This is a genomic window from Pedobacter chitinilyticus, from assembly GCF_003313385.1.
Classification (GTDB): Bacteria; Bacteroidota; Bacteroidia; order Sphingobacteriales; family Sphingobacteriaceae; genus Pedobacter; species Pedobacter chitinilyticus.
Genome location: NZ_QMHN01000008.1, coordinates 59,570 through 78,749 on the forward strand (window position 1 = coordinate 59,570; position 19,180 = coordinate 78,749).

The 19,180-nt window shown below is 37.0% G+C and carries 16 protein-coding genes; 8 read left to right on the plus strand and 8 right to left on the minus strand.

Annotation, left to right across the window (positions count from 1 at the left end):
- Positions 1-72: 72 nt before the first annotated feature.
- The 5 genes from DUT70_RS19895 to DUT70_RS19915 form a co-directional block, all read right to left on the minus strand.
- A complete protein-coding gene (locus DUT70_RS19895; RefSeq protein WP_113649133.1) occupies positions 73-429 on the minus strand; it encodes a helix-turn-helix domain-containing protein in 357 nt (118 codons plus the stop codon).
- A 694-nt stretch (positions 430-1,123) separates the two neighbouring features.
- The gene (locus DUT70_RS19900) at positions 1,124-1,978 is read right to left on the minus strand and encodes a dienelactone hydrolase family protein (protein WP_113649134.1); all 855 of its coding nucleotides are present in this window, start codon (positions 1,976-1,978) and stop codon (positions 1,124-1,126) included.
- A 91-nt stretch (positions 1,979-2,069) separates the two neighbouring features.
- Entirely contained in the window at positions 2,070-2,399 is a 330-nt protein-coding gene (locus DUT70_RS19905; RefSeq protein ID WP_113649135.1) for a hypothetical protein, read from the minus strand.
- 140 nt (positions 2,400-2,539) lie between these two features.
- Positions 2,540-3,748, minus strand: a complete 1,209-nt coding sequence (locus DUT70_RS19910) for a M12 family metallopeptidase (RefSeq protein ID WP_113649136.1) — start codon at positions 3,746-3,748, stop codon at positions 2,540-2,542.
- Between the two features lie 210 nt (positions 3,749-3,958).
- On the minus strand, positions 3,959-7,096 hold the full coding sequence (locus tag DUT70_RS19915) for a TonB-dependent receptor (protein ID WP_113649137.1): 3,138 nt from the start codon (positions 7,094-7,096) through the stop codon (positions 3,959-3,961).
- Between the two features lie 338 nt (positions 7,097-7,434).
- Between DUT70_RS19915 and lpdA the strand changes: the two genes are divergently transcribed.
- From lpdA to DUT70_RS19950, 7 genes are all read left to right on the plus strand, one after another.
- Positions 7,435-8,823 carry a dihydrolipoyl dehydrogenase gene (gene lpdA / locus DUT70_RS19920; protein ID WP_113649138.1) on the plus strand — a complete coding sequence of 463 codons (1,389 nt, stop codon included), beginning with the start codon at positions 7,435-7,437 and terminating at the stop codon, positions 8,821-8,823.
- Positions 8,824-8,997: 174 nt separating this feature from the next.
- The gene (locus tag DUT70_RS19925; protein WP_113649139.1) at positions 8,998-9,840 is read left to right on the plus strand and encodes an MBL fold metallo-hydrolase; all 843 of its coding nucleotides are present in this window, start codon (positions 8,998-9,000) and stop codon (positions 9,838-9,840) included.
- Between the two features lie 29 nt (positions 9,841-9,869).
- Positions 9,870-10,673: a metallophosphoesterase family protein gene (locus tag DUT70_RS19930; RefSeq protein ID WP_113649140.1), complete on the plus strand. Its 804-nt coding sequence runs from the start codon at positions 9,870-9,872 to the stop codon at positions 10,671-10,673.
- On the plus strand, positions 10,639-11,235 hold the full coding sequence (locus DUT70_RS19935; RefSeq protein WP_113649141.1) for a hypothetical protein: 597 nt from the start codon (positions 10,639-10,641) through the stop codon (positions 11,233-11,235). Before DUT70_RS19930 ends, DUT70_RS19935 begins: the two co-directional genes overlap by 35 nt.
- Positions 11,236-11,598: 363 nt before the next feature.
- Positions 11,599-12,459 carry a sigma-70 family RNA polymerase sigma factor gene (locus DUT70_RS19940; protein ID WP_055130013.1) on the plus strand — a complete coding sequence of 287 codons (861 nt, stop codon included), beginning with the start codon at positions 11,599-11,601 and terminating at the stop codon, positions 12,457-12,459.
- Between the two features lie 128 nt (positions 12,460-12,587).
- Entirely contained in the window at positions 12,588-14,036 is a 1,449-nt protein-coding gene (locus DUT70_RS19945; RefSeq protein ID WP_113649142.1) for a glyceraldehyde-3-phosphate dehydrogenase, read from the plus strand.
- 91 nt (positions 14,037-14,127) lie between these two features.
- The gene (locus tag DUT70_RS19950; protein ID WP_240432208.1) at positions 14,128-14,916 is read left to right on the plus strand and encodes a PhzF family phenazine biosynthesis protein; all 789 of its coding nucleotides are present in this window, start codon (positions 14,128-14,130) and stop codon (positions 14,914-14,916) included.
- A 64-nt stretch (positions 14,917-14,980) separates the two neighbouring features.
- On the opposite strand, the gene DUT70_RS19955 is transcribed toward DUT70_RS19950, so the two are convergent.
- On the minus strand, positions 14,981-15,964 hold the full coding sequence (locus tag DUT70_RS19955; RefSeq protein WP_113649143.1) for a potassium channel beta subunit family protein: 984 nt from the start codon (positions 15,962-15,964) through the stop codon (positions 14,981-14,983).
- Positions 15,965-16,088: 124 nt separating this feature from the next.
- Between DUT70_RS19955 and DUT70_RS19960 the strand changes: the two genes are divergently transcribed.
- A complete protein-coding gene (locus tag DUT70_RS19960) occupies positions 16,089-17,024 on the plus strand; it encodes a M28 family peptidase (RefSeq protein WP_113649144.1) in 936 nt (311 codons plus the stop codon).
- Positions 17,025-17,062: 38 nt separating this feature from the next.
- On the opposite strand, the gene DUT70_RS19965 is transcribed toward DUT70_RS19960, so the two are convergent.
- Both DUT70_RS19965 and DUT70_RS19970 read right to left on the minus strand, forming a co-directional pair.
- Positions 17,063-17,329, minus strand: coding sequence for a hypothetical protein (locus DUT70_RS19965; RefSeq protein WP_113649145.1), 267 nt, complete (start codon positions 17,327-17,329; stop codon positions 17,063-17,065).
- A 151-nt stretch (positions 17,330-17,480) separates the two neighbouring features.
- Entirely contained in the window at positions 17,481-19,157 is a 1,677-nt protein-coding gene (locus tag DUT70_RS19970) for a S41 family peptidase (RefSeq protein WP_113649146.1), read from the minus strand.
- Positions 19,158-19,180: the final 23 nt, after the last annotated feature.

Here is a 19,180-nt window from a genome sequence, read left to right on the forward strand (position 1 = left end):
CTTATGATTAAGGGAACTGTGTAACAAGCATCATTTTTTTGAAAAACGATGTGCTCCACTTATTGCAGTACATTATTTCTCTTCTCTTTCATTGACGATGGTCGCAGTAATGGCTTTGAGTTCACTTAATGGTGCTTTCATTAAGGTGTCTTTTAGGTTTAAACTGTCGGAAGCTTGTTTTTTTAGCTTAGCTAGAGGAAAGTTTTCTGGATAATGCTGTTCACTCTCTGGCAACCAGGTTAATAAATCGTTTGGTTCACATACTAATATCTCACATAGTTTCTCTATGTGATCTAATCTATAAACGCGGTTTTTTCCATTAATTAATAGGTTGGCTGCATGCCTCGAAAAGCCATTCTTTACCAAATAGGAAAAAGGCTTTTCTATGCCACGTATTTTAAATATAGGGTTGAGATTCAAGATAAGCATAGGTGTTTGTAAAATTTCATCAACAATATTGTTTAATGTACAAATTATTTGACAAACATTATAAGTGCAGTTAATAAAAACACAAACGCAGTGATTAATAATACAAACGCAGTTACTAATAATACAAACACAAGTGAAAAAAGTACAAACTATATTGATAATAATACAAACGCAGTTATCAATAATACAAATGCAGTTATTAAAAATATAAACGCAGTTACTAATAATACAAACACAGTTACCAATAACACAAACTCAGTTACCAATAACACAAACAAAATTTACTAAAGCACAAACTAAGATCATAATTTTAAGGTGCCAGTTATAAAGTTGGAGACTACTTCGTTCCTCGCAGTGACGAGCGTGTTCCATCTTTACGGATGGGCACAAATAAGTATCCCCACTGGTGGTAATGAATGAGGTTTATGTTCCTACCCCGAAATTACTGAGAATATTATCGACATTTCTAAAAGCGTTAACATCGACCCCCAGATTATTGGCAGTGTTGAAAATAGCGAAAAGAAACAGGTATTAATAGCGAGCTTGTTTACAACCAGCATTGTAGTTCTGTCATCCAGAGCATTACTTGTAACGACACTTCGGTAGCGAAGGATCTCTTTTACTCTTGAGATTCCTCACTATGTTCGGAATGACAGGCAGCATTCGTTACACTCTGCTTGAAATGACGAGAGCCCTAACTCAATTTCTTCTTAAATAAATCGATGGTGCGCTGCCAAGCTAATTTAGCTGCAGCTTCATTGTATCTGGTAGGCGACGTATCGTTGTTAAAGGCATGGTTTACGCCTTCGTAAACATATAGTTGGTAATTGATGTTATTGGCTTTTAAAGCTTGTTCATAAGCGGGAATGCCGGCATTGATGCGTTCATCTAAACCGCCATAATGCAATAGCAAACTGGCTTTGATGTTAGGCACTTCTTCTGCTTTTGCCTGCGACCCATAATAAGCTACCGCCGCATTTAATTGTGGATCGTTTACGGCAAGTTTGTTGGTCATGGCTCCGCCCCAGCAAAAGCCTACACAGCCCGTTTTGCCATTTCCTTGTGGGTGCGCTCTTAAAAAGGCTAGGGCTTTTAAATAATTCTGTAAGTTCTTTTCGGCGTCTAATTTACCGATCAGTTCCCTGCCTTTATTTTCATCGGCTGGTGTGCCACCAAATGGAGACAGTGCATCGACCCCTAAAGCCAAAAAACCTGCCATAGCAACCCTTTTAGTTACATCTTTAATATGCGGTGTTAGCCCTCTGTTTTCGTGGATGACTACTACCGTTCCTAACTTCTTCTTATTCCCTTTAGGCATGGCAAAAAGACCTGACATGTCGCCATCAGCACCTGGGAAGGTGATTTCTTCACTAAATACTTCATCATCTTTCACCGTAGCTGCTGCTGCATAATTGCTTTCTAAGGATGGCAATATGGTTAGCGCTAAGGCCGTGCTTCCCGTTAAAATAGCCAGCTTTTTCATAAATTCTTTACGACTAATTTGGCTGTGGGTGTACGAATCGTACAAGTTGATGATTTTTTGATCCATGGTTTTGAGGTTTGGGTTTGTTCTAAGTTAGGCATAAACAAAAAATTCCCCAAGCTTTCACTTGGGGAATTAATATAAGATCATTTAATTTTTACCGGCTTTGAAGCTTTAAAATGCGGTTGTTCTCATATCTGAGTTCCGTATTAGAAATGATTTTAAACTTTGTTAAAGTTTTTCCTTCTTCTACTTGAAGTATACTTCCCTTAACATTAAACTTTCCTCGGTAAATAATATCCCCACCATACAAGATATCAGCTCTACCGTCTGGATATAGCGTTAAAATAATACCTCCAAAGCCAATTTCACTAGAGATTTTGCCCTGCTCTACATATACTTTGTCTGCATTTATTTCTAGGCTATCTTTACAGGCAAGCAAAAAGCATGTAAAAAGCGTCAGCATAATGATAGATAGTTTTTTCATAGTTTGTAAATAATTTAATTTATAGATTGACGATTATTTAATATTACGCCAAGATTTATCAAAACGCTACACCAACACTTAGCCAAATGACAAAAAAAATCCCCAAGTTTCACTTGGGGATTTCTGAAAAATAAGCCGAATTACCTCATTCGAATAACGTTATAAGTAATAGAGTAGGAGCCATCCATTTCATTCATATTTTGATCATATTGCTCTTCATAAGTCTCTGTTCCTATTTGATATTGCTGAGTTCCAGCTGGAAGGGTAATAATATTTTGACTTATAATTTGATAAACATAGTTATGATTACTATAATCTTTCCTTGTACATACGATCTTGACAGTTATTGGCTTGGGTAACGTTATCCAGTTAAAATTGCCTTCATAAAAATTAATCCAAATATCTTTTTTACACTTATTTGCATACTCACTCACATCTGTTATCTCTGAGTAATTAGATACCCAACCGATCTTTATAGGTGTATATATATAATTTATACCATCAATATCGCCTTGCGAAAGATAATAATTATCGCCCCATGTTGAACCATCTAGTCTTGTCATTTGAGGCACCGAACTACCATTAATAGAAGCTTCAGAGTTAATTGACCTATATAGCATCACTGATTGAAAATCGAACGGGCCATAATGTTCTCCTTCCCTACCTTGAACACTATAAGTATCATATTGAAACTTCCAATCATTATTAATATTGCTGTAATTTACATTAATATATTGATCTCTATCAGTTCTAGTCTGTTCATGCATTAATCCTAAAGCATGACCTATCTCGTGTACAGCAACAGTAAAGCCTGCATTTGGAATGAGCTTAATTTCTTGCATCCCGCCTTTCATACCCAAATACGAACTACCTCCACCTTGAGAAGGCACGCCGCTAAAATTTACATAATTATATTGATAAGTTCTTTGAACAAATCTAATAGGTGTATTACTTTCCCAATGATTAATAGCCGCTATTATACTTGAACTATTATTGGGGTCATTAATAGTGTAATACACAACACCTTCATACCATAATTTAACAAATTCTCCAGTAAATGTACTTTGCGTTTGATTACCGTTACTTTTAGCGCCAATTTTATTAGTTTCTAAATAATTGATTTGATCTTTTGATAGAACCACGTCCCCACCCACAATGTACTCTCCTTTCTCATTAATGTAAACAGAGACCTGTCCACCGTCTTTTAGTTTGTAGAGGATATAACTTCCTTTACTTTGTATCTCTTCTTGTTTTGTGAAATCTATTTTATTTTCCTTTTTACATCCTACGGTAAACATGATACAGCATAACACTAGTAAAGCCGCATTAATTTTGATTTTTTTTGTCATATCGTTAATTTATTTTGTCCTAATATAACAAATGAAACAGTATCAACAAATTAATTATCAACAACTTAAAACACAAAAAAGTTGTAATTAACAACAATATTCATCTAATCTTAACTTTAGCATATATAAAAAACCCCCAAGCTTTCGCTTGGGGGTTTTTTATATAGAGGTCTAAACGCGGCCTCAATTATTTAGCTTAAAAACGATGTACTAGTTAAACAAGTAACGCACACCAAATTGAGCTGCCCATCTAGATGATGTTTGGTTGATTTGATAAGCTGTATTACCTGCTGGAGCAGCAAAAGTAAAGCCACCACCACTAGCAGTAGTGTAGTTGATCAAAGTAGAAGCATTGTTACCCAATGAGTATCCACGGCCCCACTCTTTGTTCAATAAATTACCAACGTTAAATACGTCTACTGATAATTGGATTTTGTTAGAAGTGCCTTTGATTAGACCACCTAAATCTTGAAGTAATCTTACGTCAAATTGGTGCTCCCAAGGCATACGTCCACCAAATCTTTCAGCGTACTGACCTCTTCTTGAGCTTAGATATTTATCATTTTTAATGAAAGCATCTAAAGAAGCCCATTGCTCAGCAGGAGTAATTGTTCTTGCTGTAGCACCTGAACCAACAACCAAGTTTACCAATTTAATGTCAGATTGTGTTCTTGGAACAAAGATCAAGTCATTTTGGTTGGCACCGTCGCCATTTAAGTCGCCGAAGTATAAGTAACTAACTGGCAATCCAGATCTTCCAGCATAGAATACTGAGAATGAAGTACCAAAAAGTTTGTTTTTACCATATCTTACACCGTAAGAAAGGCTACCTACCAAACGATGACGAATATCATTGATTGCGTAACCCAAATCTGGATCGTTAGGGTCCATTACGATTTGGTTAAACTGCCAGTTTGATAACGCTGTAGAGCTTGTACCACTGTTTACTTCTTTAGCTTGACCATAAGTATAGGCCATGCTAGTGCTCAGACCAAAGTTAAAGTCTTTCTTCATTTGAGCCGTTAAAGTATACGAAGAACCTTTGTTACTATTTTCAATTAACAATGCATTGGTCACTGTACTGTTTACTCTACCTGAATAAGCTGTACGAGTATCGGCACCACCTGAAAGCGCAGGATTAATTACACCTGTCGTAGATTTTCCGGCGATGTTTAAGTTTCTGTAAACAATGTTATTGATGGTTTTATTGTAGATCGCTTCCAATGTAGTTACAATACCACCTGGCAATTTAAAGTCAGCAGCGATATTCGAACGGAACATTTGAGGCAATCTGAAGTTAGGAGTAACCAAGTTAAGCTCGTAAGTAGCGCCAGCTGGTGCAGCATTCGATTGCTTGTATGGGTCAGCAATGAATGGTACAGTTGGGTTGTTTTGGAATACCGTTGAGAAAAGGGTACCGTTGTTAGTAAACTGGTTAGACAACCATACAAAAGGAACCCTACCTGTGAAGATACCTGAACCACCACGCAATTGAAGTGATCTATCTCCGAAAACGTCATAGTTAAAACCTAAACGAGGAGAAACTAATGGAAGGCTTCTAGGCGTAATATCTGTTCTGTAACCAAATACAGTTTCCGCTAATTGGTTTCTGTTAGGTTTATCAAAGAACAAAGGAACGTCTACACGTAAACCTGCAGTAAGTTTGAATTCAGGAGATACTTGAATTTCATCTTGACCATAGAAACCTAACTGAGCTGCAGAGAAACGAGCTTCACCAGGATTGCTTGTAATTGGAGAAGTTGACTCAGCTCTTGTTGCTTTACCAATTTTGAAATCTTCGAAGTTTGCAAACTGCCAGTAACCAAAACGGTTGTTCACAAATAAGTTTCTAAATTTAAAGAACTCATTGTGTGTACCTAAGGTAAAGGTGTGGTTGTTTACAGCGATTTTCAAGTTATCAGTAAATTCAAAAATATCTTGATCTAACTGGTTAGCTGTGCTGCTTCTTTCAGAACCAAATACGATTTGGTTACTGGTAGAACCATTAAAGCTGTTGATTTGTACGTGAGGGAAAAGGGCTCCTGTAGTAGAACGAGCATCTCTTACTCTTGAGTAACCAACTAACAATTGGTTTGATACTGATTCAGACAATTTACTACGCAATTCCAACACAGTAATGTTTTGATTGTTGTTGTTTCTACCTCCGTTATTACCAAACTTAAAGCTGGTTGCAGTACGAGAGAAAACGTCATCAAAAGCTTTGATATAGTTATGTCTCAACATTAACTGGTTGTTTTTATTAATATTCCAGTCGATACGAGCAAACAATTTATCACTTTGGGTTAAGTTTTCAGAAGTTCCAAATGAACCAACGTCATATCCGTAAGTATTCTTAACGAAAGTAGCGATTTCTTGTGCTTGAGCTGTAGTTAATAAAGCGCCTGGCTCACCTGCATTTAATAATGTAGGGGCTTTAACTCTTCCAAACTCAGCGTTCACGAAGAAGAACAATTTGTCTTTGATGATTGGGCCACCAAAACGTGCACCGTATTGGTAGTTAGTAAAATCAGCTGATTTTAAACCGTTAGGTTGTTTACCAATTGTATTTTGATTACGACCAAAACCGTAAATCGAACCTTCGAATTTATTTGTACCTGAACGAGTAACTGCGTTAACACCAGCACCAGTAAAGTTACCATAAGTAATATCATAAGGAGCTAAAACCACTTGAATTTCTTGGATAGCATCCAAAGAAATTGGCTGAGTGTTAGCATTACTTCCTGGAGTAATTGCCGAGCTAGAAGCTGCGAAAACGTCATTGTTAACCGCACCGTCAATGGTAATGTTATTGTATCTTTGGTTTGCACCACCAAAAGAGTTGCCATTAGCTTGCGGAGTTAAACGCCAGTAGTCAGAAAGTGATCTGCTTAATGTAGGCAAGGCTTCAATTTGCTCTTTACTGATGTTTGTAGAAGCACCAGTTCTTTTGCTATTGAAAACTGCATCTTTTTTACCGCTAACTACAATTTCTTGTAATTGCCTACCAGCTTCTACCATTGTAATGGTTAATGCATAGGTATCACCTAGCTTAAGTGTTACGTCTTCGACTTTCGAAGATTGATAACCCAAATAAGTTACTTCAACAGTATACGGTCCTCCGACACGCATGTTACTGATGTTGTACCTTCCGTCGTTATTGGTAGTTACAGAATAAACTGTACCAGTTGGAAGGTGAGTTGCCTTAATGCCCGCACCAGGCAAAGGACCTTTTGAATCTTTAATTGTACCAGCCATTGATGAAGTAGTTACCTGTGCGTTCACTGAACCCACAAAACCAACCACAACAAGAACAATCGCTACAATTTTTAATAGTAAAGATTTTTTCATACTCTTTCTAATGAATTTTTAATTGTTTTGTTAAGATATGTTAAAAATACCGCCACAAATCTAGACATTAATTTGCGCTCCCAAAGTATTCTTAATATGAATAAATTGTTAAGTCTGCCAAAACTTTTCCACACTTAACATTGGATAGGCATAATGTAAAGTGGTATCTAATAACAGATTAAATGATAATTTAACAATATTTTAAACCTAACCTTAGCAATCTTTCATTAAGGCTATTTATTTATTACAATAACCTTACGACAGCATGCGATGGTTTAATCAACATTTTTTTTAATTTTGGCAGCAAATTATTACGTTAATTTCCTTTTAAAAAGAATATGAACTACGATTTAATTGTTATAGGTAGCGGTCCTGGCGGATATGTTACTGCCATCAGAGCTTCTCAATTAGGTTTCAAAACCGCCATTGTAGAACGCGAATCATTGGGTGGAATTTGCCTTAACTGGGGCTGTATCCCAACCAAAGCCTTATTAAAAAGTGCACAAGTTTTCGAATATATCAACCATGCTGCTGATTACGGAATTACCACCTCAGAAGCCAAAGCTGATTTCGAAGCAGTGGTTAAACGTAGCCGCGGTGTTGCCGATGGCATGAGCAAAGGTGTTCAGTTCTTGATGAAAAAGAACAAGATTGACGTAATTATGGGCACTGGAAAAGTAAAACCAGGCAACAAAGTAGAAGTTAAAGGTGCTGATGGTTCTCAAAAAGAACTTACAGCTAAAAATATTGTGATTGCTACAGGTGCACGCTCAAGAGAGCTTCCTAACTTAAAGCAAGACGGTAAAAAAGTAATTGGCTACCGTCAGGCAATGGTATTGCCACAACAACCAAAATCAATGGTAGTAGTGGGCTCTGGTGCTATTGGTGTTGAGTTTGCCTATTTTTATGCCACCATGGGAACTAAAGTGACTATCGTTGAGTTTATGGAGAACATTGTGCCTGTAGAGGACGAGGACGTATCAAAACAATTGCTACGTAGCTTGAAGAAAACAGGGATCGAAATCATGACCTCTTCAAGTGTTGAATCAGTTGATACAAGCGGCGAAGGCTGTAAAGTACAGGTTAAAACTGCTAGCGGTATGCAAACCATCGAATGCGATATTGTACTTTCTGCGGCAGGTGTAGTCGCCAACATCGAAAACATTGGCTTGGAAGAAGTAGGTATCAAAACTGATAAAGGAAAAATTGTAGTTGACGAATATTACAATACTTCGGTAAAAGGATATTATGCGATTGGTGACGTGGTTCCTGGTCAAGCGCTAGCTCACGTGGCTTCTGCAGAAGGGATCCTTTGTGTAGAGAAACTAGCTGGAATGCATGTTGAACCATTGGATTATAACAATATCCCTGGATGTACTTACTGCTCGCCAGAAATTGCTTCAGTAGGTTACACTGAAAAAGCAGCTAAAGCGGCTGGTTATGAATTGAAGATTGGCAAATTCCCATTCTCTGCTTCAGGTAAAGCAAGTGCTGCTGGTGCCAAAGACGGTTTCGTAAAATTAATTTTCGATGCTAAATATGGTGAATTATTAGGTGCACACATGATTGGTGCTAACGTAACCGAAATGATTGCAGAAATTGTAGTGGCCCGTAAATTAGAGACTACTGGACACGAAATGATCAAATCTGTTCACCCTCACCCTACCATGAGCGAGGCGATAATGGAAGCAGCAGCAGATGCATATGGAGAAGTAATTCACTTATAGTTTAATTGTTAACCTTTTGGTTAATTGTTTAAACTGTTCGAATTGGTTAATTGTTGATAATGCAATTAACCAATTTTTGTTTATACTACTTTTTATTTAAAAAATCATCAATAGATTAAAGTGTTGTAAACAAACAATTAACCAAATCTTCAAATAACCAATTAACCAACAAAAATGAAACTCTACACTATAAATACTGGAAATTTTAAATTAGATGGCGGTGCCATGTTTGGCGTTGTCCCTAAATCCATTTGGCAAAAAACCAATCCTGCCGACGACAATAATATGTGTTCTTGGGCTATGAGATGCTTGTTGATTGAAGACGGTGGCAGACTAATTTTGGTAGATAATGGCTTAGGCAATAAACAGGATGAAAAATTCTTTGGCCACTATTATCTGCACGGGAATGATACCTTAGATAAATCTTTGGCAGCGCATGGCTTTCATAGAGATGATATTACCGACGTTTTCTTAACGCATTTGCATTTTGACCATTGTGGTGGCTCTATCGAACGACAAGGCGACAAGCTAGTTCCAGCTTTTAAAAATGCGGTATACTGGAGCAATCAACAACATTGGGACTGGGCAGTTAGCCCTAACGCTAGGGAAAAAGCTTCTTTCTTAAAAGAGAATATTCTTCCTATTCAGGAAAGTGGTCAGCTAAATTTTATTCCTACACAAAACAATGTCCATTTTCACGACGGCATCAATATTCGCTTTGCTTATGGGCATACCGATGCGATGATGCTACCACAACTGCAATACAAGGATAAAACTATTGTTTACATGGCTGATCTGCTTCCGTCTACTGGACATATCCCACTTCCTTATGTGATGTCGTACGATATGTTCCCACTGCAAACCCTTCAAGAAAAGAAAGCATTTTTAGAAGAAGCAGCCGCTAACGACTACATTTTATATTTAGAGCACGATCCAATAAATGAGTGTTGTACGGTACAACAGACAGAAAAAGGGATTCGTCTAAAAGATACCTTCTCACTCACCAATATTTTATAAACAATAGCTCACGCTCTTGTTACCAACAAATGAAACAATTTTATTTTTATCTCGTCATTTTAGCTGCATTCAGTTTCAGCTGTAATGGTGTAGAATTTAGCCCCAACCAAAAATTCAGGGATGGCACACCGCAAGATGTTAATAATACCGAAATAGCTAAGCTGAAGCAGAAAAGCGCTGGAGCAAGAATTAGGATTGCCATTTCTAGCGACACGCAACGGATGTACAAAGAGGCACAGCTTTTTGTAGATCAAGTAAACGCCAGAAATGACATTGATTTCGTGATTTTAAATGGCGACATCTCTGACTTTGGTCAATTATTGGAGTTTGAAGGCATCTACAATATTTATTCAAAGCTGAAAGTCCCTTTTATTTCGATAGTAGGCAATCATGATTTGGTGGCCAATGGCCCTTATATTTTCAGGAGGATGTTTGGGGAATTTAATTTCACCTTTACTTATGGCACGATTAAGTTTGTGTGCTTTGATTCGAATAGCCGAGAATACAATTTCAATGGTGCTGTTCCTGATATCGAATGGCTAAAAGCCAATTTTAAGCTTGACCCCGGCACCTCCAATATTATTGCCTTTTCGCATGTACCGCCAAATGATGCCGATTTTGACCCAAAGCTTAGACCTGTTTACGAACAATTGGCCAATAGTACGCCTGGCTTTTTAGCTTCATTTCACGCACATCAACATCAGCCCGACAAAACATACAAACCTTACAACAATAGTGTGCCCTTCATCATTACCAATGCGGTACTTAAAAGAGCTTACACGATCCTAGATATTTCCAATGGACAAATTGAGACCACTCCTATTAATTTTTAGCTTTTTTCTTACGCCATCTCTAAGCTTTGGGCAAAACAAAATACTGAAAGCATTAACGCCCGATTATATCAATTTACAATATGGCGGCAGTATTGGATACGTAAGTGCAGGTGTTGGCTATCATTTTCTCGGAGAAAAGACCTCGCTAAGTTTCAATTATGGATTTGTCCCTTCGAGTAAAGGCGGCCCGTTGAATATACTCACACCAAAGTTCGACTACAAGCCTTTCAATATCCATTTTGGCAAAAATGTGGTATGGAAACCCATCAACCCTGGCTTGTTTATTTCCTACACCTTAGGACGTAACTTTGATAAGAAATTCGACCCAGACCAATATCCAGAAGGTTATTATTGGTGGTCTACGGCCTTAAAAATACATTTAGGATTTAGTACTGAAGTAAAGATTTTAGGAAGTCAAAAATCTGCTATTAAAGCGGTAAGTCTTTATGCTGAAACCAATACTAACGATCTTTATTTGATCAGTTGGTTTGAAAATCGCACCACAACGCCTATTAGCAGAATATTTTTCATGGGCTATGGGGTACGATTACATCTAAAATAAACCAGCCTTGCAATTGCTGTAGAGATTTGTACACAAGACGGTGACAAGTTGTTAGCTCATTTGTACGACAGCCACCACCTCAATGTCTCGTTCATTTGAACAAAATTGAAAATTTCACAAACAAAACACGTCAATAATAATTAAATAACAATGTATTTTAATTGAAAATCAATAAAAAAAGACTATCTATCAATAAAACATCAAAACTGACAGCAACATAACTTGGAATGATTTTTGTAGTAAAGAAATCGTTCAAAAATACGTGACAAAACGTAACATTTTCAGTAATTTAACTTTCAGATATGCATAAAAAAACACTATTTTTGCAGCACTGAAAAACAAAACGAGGATCAAAACACATAAATGAGACAACTCAAAATAACCCAATCCATTACCAACCGCGAAAGTCAATCGTTAGACAAATACTTGCATGAGATTGGAAAAGTAGATTTAATTACCGCAGAAGAAGAAGTAATTTTAGCCCGTAAGATTCGTGAGGGAGATCAAGCTGCTCTTGAAAGACTAACAAAAACCAACCTCCGTTTTGTGGTTTCGGTAGCTAAACAATATCAAAATCAAGGTTTAACCCTTGGCGATTTAATCAACGAAGGTAACCTAGGCTTAATTAAAGCGGCAAAACGTTTCGATGAAACCAAAGGTTTTAAATTCATTTCATACGCTGTATGGTGGATTCGCCAATCAATTTTGCAGGCAATTGCCGAGCAAAGCCGTATTGTACGTTTACCTTTAAACCAGGTAGGTTCGTTAAGTAAAATCAGTAAAGCTTTCTCTAAATTAGAGCAGGAATACGAGCGTGAACCTTCTCCAGAAGAATTGGCAGATATTTTAGAGACTACAGTTGATAAAATTTCAGATACTTTAAGTAACTCTGGCCGCCACGTTTCAATGGATGCGCCATTTGTTCAAGGCGAGGAAAACACACTTCTTGATGTATTAGAAAACCACGAACCTAATACTGATAGCAATTTGATCAACGAATCACTTTCAGAAGAAATTAAGCGTTCATTATCTACACTTACAGAAAGAGAACGTGAGATTATCGTATTGTTCTTCGGCTTAAGCACCAACCACCCTCTTTCATTAGAAGAAATTGGTGAGAAATTCAATTTAACACGTGAGCGTGTACGTCAAATTAAAGACAAAGCGTTACAACGTTTACGTCACACTTCGAGAAGCAAAATTTTAAAATCGTACTTAGGTTAGCAAGCTACATAGTGTACTTTCAACACACTATAAAACAATATTTTACAAGAAAATAAAAACAGAAAAGATTGGGAAAGCACCCAATCTTTTTTACTTTTGCGGCATTTCTAACCAAAATAATTTCTTGTATGTCTAATAAATATCAATCGGAGTTTCAAAACTGGATTGAAAAAGAAAAAAAAGCACTTGAGCTAATTAAGTGTGTAGGCCTTTTATGGTTCGATAGGTCTATCGAACTTGTACTTTTCCGCAAGCCCTTGTTTGATGTTGGCAGTAGTGAAATCCTTGCATACCATCAGTACGCCAAAGAAATTAGTGGGAAAGATATTTCTATCTATGAAACCCTGGAACTTGCCAACACCATCGCAAAATCTAGCATCGCCCCTTCTCGTATCGATATTGGCAGATTAGCATCTGAATGGCTTGATGAGAGCAACAACCAATCGTCTATGCATGATTTTATTATCAGCAAATTGGGAAGCCATATCGGCAAAGACAAAATCAATTTAAAGCCGAAGGACGTTGTTTTGTATGGTTTTGGGCGTATTGGACGTATTGCAGCCAGAGAATTGATTGTACAAGCTGGTAAAGGCGAGCAATTGCGCTTAAGAGCAATCGTTACGCGTAGCTATAGTGATGAGGAATTGACCAAACGTGCAGAATTACTTCGTACCGACTCGATACATGGTCCATTTAGCGGAACTATTGTGGAAGACCACGAGAACAAAGCATTAATCGTAAACGGGCAAACCATCTATTTAATTGAAGTGAAAAACCCTGAAGATGCCGATTATACTCAATATGGCATTAACGATGCGTTAGTGATTGATAATACGGGTGTATTTCGTGATAGAGATGGATTAGGCAGACATTTAAAAGCCAAAGGTGTAAGTAAAGTATTATTAACCGCTCCTGCCAAAGGTGATATTCCAAATATTGTGACTGGTATTAATGATGCTGATTTTAACTTCAGCGAAGAAACCATTTTCTCGAATGCTTCTTGTACGACGAATGCTATTATTCCTGTACTAAAAATAGTGGAAGATAACTTTGGAATAGAAAAAGGTCATATTGAAACGGTACACTCCTATACCAATGACCAAAACTTATTAGACAATTACCACAAAAAATATCGTAGGGGCCGTTCAGCAGCTTTAAACTTGGTGATTACCGAAACTGGCGCTGACAAAGCCGTTGCTAAAGTATTACCTCAACTAGCGGGCAAATTAACAGGAAATGCGGTTCGTGTACCTACTCCTAACGTTTCATTGGCCATTTTAAATCTATCATTAAATCAGGAAGTTACTAAAGATGTAGTGGAAAGCGTATTGAAACAAGCTTCTCTTTTCGGAGATCTTTCTGAACAATTGGAATACTCTGTTTCCAATGAATTGGTAAGCACCGATTTAATTGGTAACAGCCACGCTTCTATTGTAGACGGACCTGCTACTATTATTTCTAAAGACGGCAAATCTTTAGTGCTGTACGCTTGGTACGATAATGAGTACGGCTATACCCGTCAGGTGATCCGTTTAGCTAAGAAAATTGCTGGCGTAGTAAGGCTTACCTATTATTAGTCATTTAACCAAACAAACTACTATATTGTGGCACATTCCTTAATGGATGTGCCCTTTTTATTTTTGTACATATTAAAGCTAAATGAGTATCATGATTAAACTTCCCATTTATCAAGTAGATGCCTTCACTAATCAGCTATTTGGAGGTAATCCAGCTGCAGTAGTTCCTTTAGATCAATGGATACCTGCCAGTGAAATGCAAAAAATCGCTGCAGAAAACAATATCTCTGAAACAGCTTTCTTTATTCCACAGGGTGATCATTACGAGCTACGCTGGTTTACGCCAACTTTTGAAATAGATTTATGCGGTCATGCTACTTTGGCCACGGCTCATATCTTGTTTACAGAACTTAATTATGCAAAAGATGAAATCCATTTTCATACCTTAAAAGCTGGAACTTTAACCGTTACTCGAAAGGATGACTTGTATACCTTAGATTTCCCTGCTAGACCTGTTGCAGCATTTGAAGTTCCAGATGCGCTGATTGACGCCATTGGCGGTAAAAAGCCCACAGAAGTCCTTAGAGCAAGAGATATCATGTTGGTGTATGAAAATGAAGAAGACATCAAACATTTAAAGCCTGACTTTTCTGCTTTGGCAAAAATTGATAAAGACGGCGTTTTAGTAACTGCAAAAGGTAATAATTGTGATTTCGTTTCGCGCTTCTTCATTCCTGCAGCAGGCATTAATGAAGATCCAGTAACAGGTTCTACACATTGCAATCTCATCCCCTACTGGGCTGAAAAACTAGGTAAGAACCAATTACATGCGTTTCAAATTTCAGAAAGGAAAGGCGAGTTATGGTGTGAGTTAAAAGGCGATCGCGTATTGATGAGTGGTAATGCAGTGACCTACCTTAAAGGTGAAATATACATCTAAAAAAATCGAGGCAATCGGGAAGAGCTTTCTCAATTGCCTCGATTTTTTTTTGCGACCTTCGAAATTAAAAATCTGCCAACTTAGGCTTATTCGCTACAATTCCCTCAATCTCTTTAAGCACATCTTCCGTTAACAAAGGTAACACTTCCAACACCTGAAGATTTTCCTGCAATTGCGGCACTTTAGAAGCACCCAAAATTACCGTACTTACGTTTGGATTTTTCAAACACCAAGCAATGGACAGTTTTGCTAAAGAAACTTCCAATTGATTAGCTAGTCGTTGTAACTTCTCCGCTTTTTCCATTCTATCGGCAGCCAAAGTTCTATCCTTAAGCCATTCTAAACCTGCCATTCCTAACCTAGTACCTTCTACCCCACTATTGGTGTATTTTCCAGACAAAATACCAGAAGCTAAAGGCGACCAAATGGTAGTGCCTAAGCCATGGTTGTTAAATAAGTGCAAGTATTCATTCTCGAGCTTATTACGCTCAAACAAATTATACTGCGGCTGCTCCATAGTAGGACCAATCAAATTGTATTGTTTTGCAACGGCAATAGCCTCCATGATTTCAGCAGCACTCCATTCTGAGGTTCCCCAATATAAAATTTTACCTTGCTGCAAAAGCGTATTCATTGCCAAAACAGTTTCTTCAATAGGCGTATTTTTATCAGGGCGATGGCAGAAATACAAATCCAAGTAATCTATCTGTAAACGCTTTAATGCAGCATTACAAGCTTCGATGACATGTTTACGGGACAAGCCTATTCTATTAGGGCCTTTGTTTTCTGTACCGAAAAAAACCTTGCTTGAAACCACGAACGATTCGCGGTCCCAGCCTTTGCTTTTAAGGATATTTCCCATTACAATTTCTGATTTACCTTCCGCATAACCTTCTGCATTGTCAAAGAAATTAACACCTGCATCATAAGCAACGCCCATCAGTTCATCAGCTACTTTATCACTAATTTGGTTGCCAAAAGTTAACCAGCTACCAAATGAAAGGGCACTTACCTGTAACCCTGATTTTCCTAGTCTTCTATATTCCATGATATGAAAATTTGATGTGGCAATTTAGAAAGTTATCAGCACAGCGCAACTCACCTCCTAATGATTTTACAAAAACAAAACTTTTTTGTTAGATATTCATAACTTTAAGCTTCAAAGAAAATTTATGAAAAGATTATTATTGATGATACCGCTGGCGCTTCAATTAGGGTGTGGTTCGGTGAAGGAAACAAAAACGGTAAACAGTCAGCTATTAAAGGATGTGGAAATTTTATCCTCTGATGAATATGAGGGACGTAAATCAGGTACTAAAGGCAGTGAAATGTCAAGAGCTTATTTGACTAAACGTTTAAAAGAAATTGGTGTGGCTCCCCTATCCTCGTTAGGAGCGTATGAACAAAACTTTGAGATTAAAGGAAGAAACAGCATAACCAAAGGAGTTAATCTAGTTTCCTATATAAAAGGTAAAACCGATGACGTGATTGTAATTTCTGCGCACTACGATCATATTGGCGTGATCAAAAATGAAGTTTACAATGGCGCTGATGACAATGCTTCAGGTGTTGGAGCTTTATTAAGCTTTGCCAAATACTTTAAAGAGCACCAACCTAATAACACTTTGATTTTTGCATTATTTGATGCAGAAGAAATGGGACTTCAAGGCGCAAAAGCATTTGTGGCCACCCCTCCAGTGGCGTTAGATAAAATAAAATTGAACATCAACATGGATATGATTAGCCATAACCATAAAGGTGAGTTGTATGCTGTTGGAACGTTCAAATATCCTCAATTAAAGAAGTATTTGATTACCACTAATCCTAATGTCAAACTGATGTTGGGCCATGACGACCCTAAACTTGGCCATGATGACTGGACCAATCAAAGTGATCAAGGAGCATTTAATGCCAAGAACATTCCTTTTATCTACTTTGGCGTGGAAGACCATCCTGACTACCACAAAGCAACTGATGAATTTAAAAACATCAATAAGGAATTTTATGTGAATGCGGTGAGCGTTATCCAGGAAGTGATTTTGAACATCGATAAGCAGAGAGATATCCAAGCCATTTTCAAGGAGAACCTCCAAATGAAAAAGCAATAAAAACAAAAAATCCCAACCTTGAGCGTTGGGATTTTTTGTTAGAAATCTATATCGACTATTGATTTAATTGGCACATGGACGTTGTTTTTCAATTGTAGATATTTCTCGGTAACTGACCATACGGTTGTACTCACTTTTTTGACACCATGCTTAGTGTTAAAAGCAATGTCCGCTTTAGACTTGAACTCATTGCCTAACCTCTGCACGGAGGAAAGTTTAGACAACAACTCTTCAGACAACTGTATATCTGCAGGCAAAAATTCGGTTACGTCGATCTCTTCTTTTTCAATTAGTTCCCCTATCATAAGTATTTCAATTTTATGTGTAAACAAGCTTAACGATTTTTTACAAGAAAGACAATTTTGCTTCTTAATTTTTAAGCAATATTTTGTAAAAATTTTGAATACAAAAAAAAGGCCGCAACAGCGGCCTTTAGCATATTTTAACAGTTTTTTACTAATTTTTAAGCTTAAGTCGGTTTTCTACCATACCAACAAAACTATCATTCTTAACAGGCTTCATCTTTTCTACATCTTTCAAGTTAAAAACATTTCCATTAACACTCATAGTACTAGCTACTTTAGCAGAATTCGTAACTGTAGTACCAGGAGCTAATATTTTAAGTGCTCCTGCTAAATAGGCTTCATTTACATCTCCAAAATCATATCTCACATCATCCCAAAATGCTCCCGACGGATCTGCATCTTCATCATAACCTGTTTCTGGTTTAATTCCATCATAATAGCCTCCTTGCCCTAATGAATTCTTTGTTTCAAACAAAGAAAAATAAACTTCATACCTATTTTCAATGGTAATAGGGAAAAAACCAATAGGTTTACCATAAGTAGTAGCACCAATAACTTTCACTCCTATGTAAGGTTTTAACGAGTTTATAACCAGCTCGCTAGCCGACGCTGTATTTTTAGTCACCAAAAAAACCACATTTTGCACGGAATTTAAGCCTCCCTTTTTCGAAAACGTAGTGGTGTTATTAGCTACTGAATATGGATTGGCTATATAATCAAAATAGGTAACTATATTTCCATTTTGATACTGAACATTTCCACTAGCATTTAAAAGAGGTTGATTCTTAAGGATCGTTGCCTTATTGTTTTGCATCGTAGCGTTATAATGTTCCGTAAACATAACCTTACCATTATTGGAAGTAGAGGCTATTAAATTTATAAGATATTCTGCCGTTTCGATGTATCCTCCTCCATTATACCTAAGGTCAACAACTAAATCCGTAATACCCTGATTTTGAAAATCATTAAATACGGCGTCCAAATTAACATCAGAAGGTGTTCTTCCAGATACTGTTAATTTTGAAAATCTTGCAAAAGCAAAGTATCCAATTTTTTTAGATCCTGCTGTAATTACTTTCTGTTTGTAAATAGGGCTACTTTTATAAGATCTTTTTGTTAATGATTTTGTAAGTGTTGTGGCGCCAATAAATGTACGAGCTTCTATGTTTACAACAGAACCAGCTAATGCAGAATTTAAGGTCGACAAGTCATTTTCATAGTTTGCACCCACTGTATTGCCATTCAATTTAGTAATGATCATCCCTCTTCTAAATCCAGCTTCGTCAGCAGGTGAACCGTTATACACCGCAGTTACAAATAAGTAGTAAGCTCGAGTAGTTTCATTGGTGATATAGGCTATTAATCTTAATCCTATATCATTTCCATTGCCTTCCAAATCAACTGCCATAGACTTATCCATTACTACAGCCGTTGGATTTTTAGTGGTCTTATCAGATACATAAGAATACTTAGGAGAGTTTTGATAAACATTACCAATCTTGTATACATCATACTTCGACGTAGAATATCCTGCGATACCAAATATAAGGCTATTAAATTTGGCTAAGTCACTACTTCCAGAAGTATATTTTCTTGGATTAAAAACCTTATATGTTGGTAACTGATCATTCCAAAAATATAATTGCTTAGCATATAAAAAAATTGAATCTTGCGACAATTCAAATCTATTTGTAGTTACAGGAGGTATTTCGTCTTCAGGCTTAGTTTCTTCCTGTGTTGTAGGCTTAGGATCGACTTTATTTTTTTTACAAGCAGTTACAGCCAACATTGATACCATAAATAGCATCAAAAAATATTTTTTGTTCATGTTTAATAATTAATAAGCACTCT

Excerpts from the sequence above, each read along its gene's own strand:
- lpdA (WP_113649138.1), top strand. The coding sequence starts at position 7,435 with ATGAACTACGATTTAATTGTTATAGGTAGCGGTCCTGGCGGATATGTT.
- DUT70_RS19905 (WP_113649135.1), bottom strand. The coding sequence starts at position 2,399 with ATGAAAAAACTATCTATCATTATGCTGACGCTTTTTACATGCTTTTTG.
- DUT70_RS19925 (WP_113649139.1), top strand. The coding sequence starts at position 8,998 with ATGAAACTCTACACTATAAATACTGGAAATTTTAAATTAGATGGCGGT.
- DUT70_RS19915 (WP_113649137.1), bottom strand. The coding sequence starts at position 7,096 with ATGAAAAAATCTTTACTATTAAAAATTGTAGCGATTGTTCTTGTTGTG.
- DUT70_RS19895 (WP_113649133.1), bottom strand. The coding sequence starts at position 429 with ATGCTTATCTTGAATCTCAACCCTATATTTAAAATACGTGGCATAGAA.
- DUT70_RS19955 (WP_113649143.1), bottom strand. The coding sequence starts at position 15,964 with ATGGAATATAGAAGACTAGGAAAATCAGGGTTACAGGTAAGTGCCCTT.
- DUT70_RS19950 (WP_240432208.1), top strand. The coding sequence starts at position 14,128 with ATGATTAAACTTCCCATTTATCAAGTAGATGCCTTCACTAATCAGCTA.
- DUT70_RS19930 (WP_113649140.1), top strand. The coding sequence starts at position 9,870 with ATGAAACAATTTTATTTTTATCTCGTCATTTTAGCTGCATTCAGTTTC.
- DUT70_RS19900 (WP_113649134.1), bottom strand. The coding sequence starts at position 1,978 with ATGGATCAAAAAATCATCAACTTGTACGATTCGTACACCCACAGCCAA.
- DUT70_RS19910 (WP_113649136.1), bottom strand. The coding sequence starts at position 3,748 with ATGACAAAAAAAATCAAAATTAATGCGGCTTTACTAGTGTTATGCTGT.
- DUT70_RS19965 (WP_113649145.1), bottom strand. The coding sequence starts at position 17,329 with ATGATAGGGGAACTAATTGAAAAAGAAGAGATCGACGTAACCGAATTT.
- DUT70_RS19940 (WP_055130013.1), top strand. The coding sequence starts at position 11,599 with ATGAGACAACTCAAAATAACCCAATCCATTACCAACCGCGAAAGTCAA.
- DUT70_RS19960 (WP_113649144.1), top strand. The coding sequence starts at position 16,089 with ATGAAAAGATTATTATTGATGATACCGCTGGCGCTTCAATTAGGGTGT.
- DUT70_RS19935 (WP_113649141.1), top strand. The coding sequence starts at position 10,639 with ATGGACAAATTGAGACCACTCCTATTAATTTTTAGCTTTTTTCTTACG.
- DUT70_RS19945 (WP_113649142.1), top strand. The coding sequence starts at position 12,588 with ATGTCTAATAAATATCAATCGGAGTTTCAAAACTGGATTGAAAAAGAA.
- DUT70_RS19970 (WP_113649146.1), bottom strand. The coding sequence starts at position 19,157 with ATGAACAAAAAATATTTTTTGATGCTATTTATGGTATCAATGTTGGCT.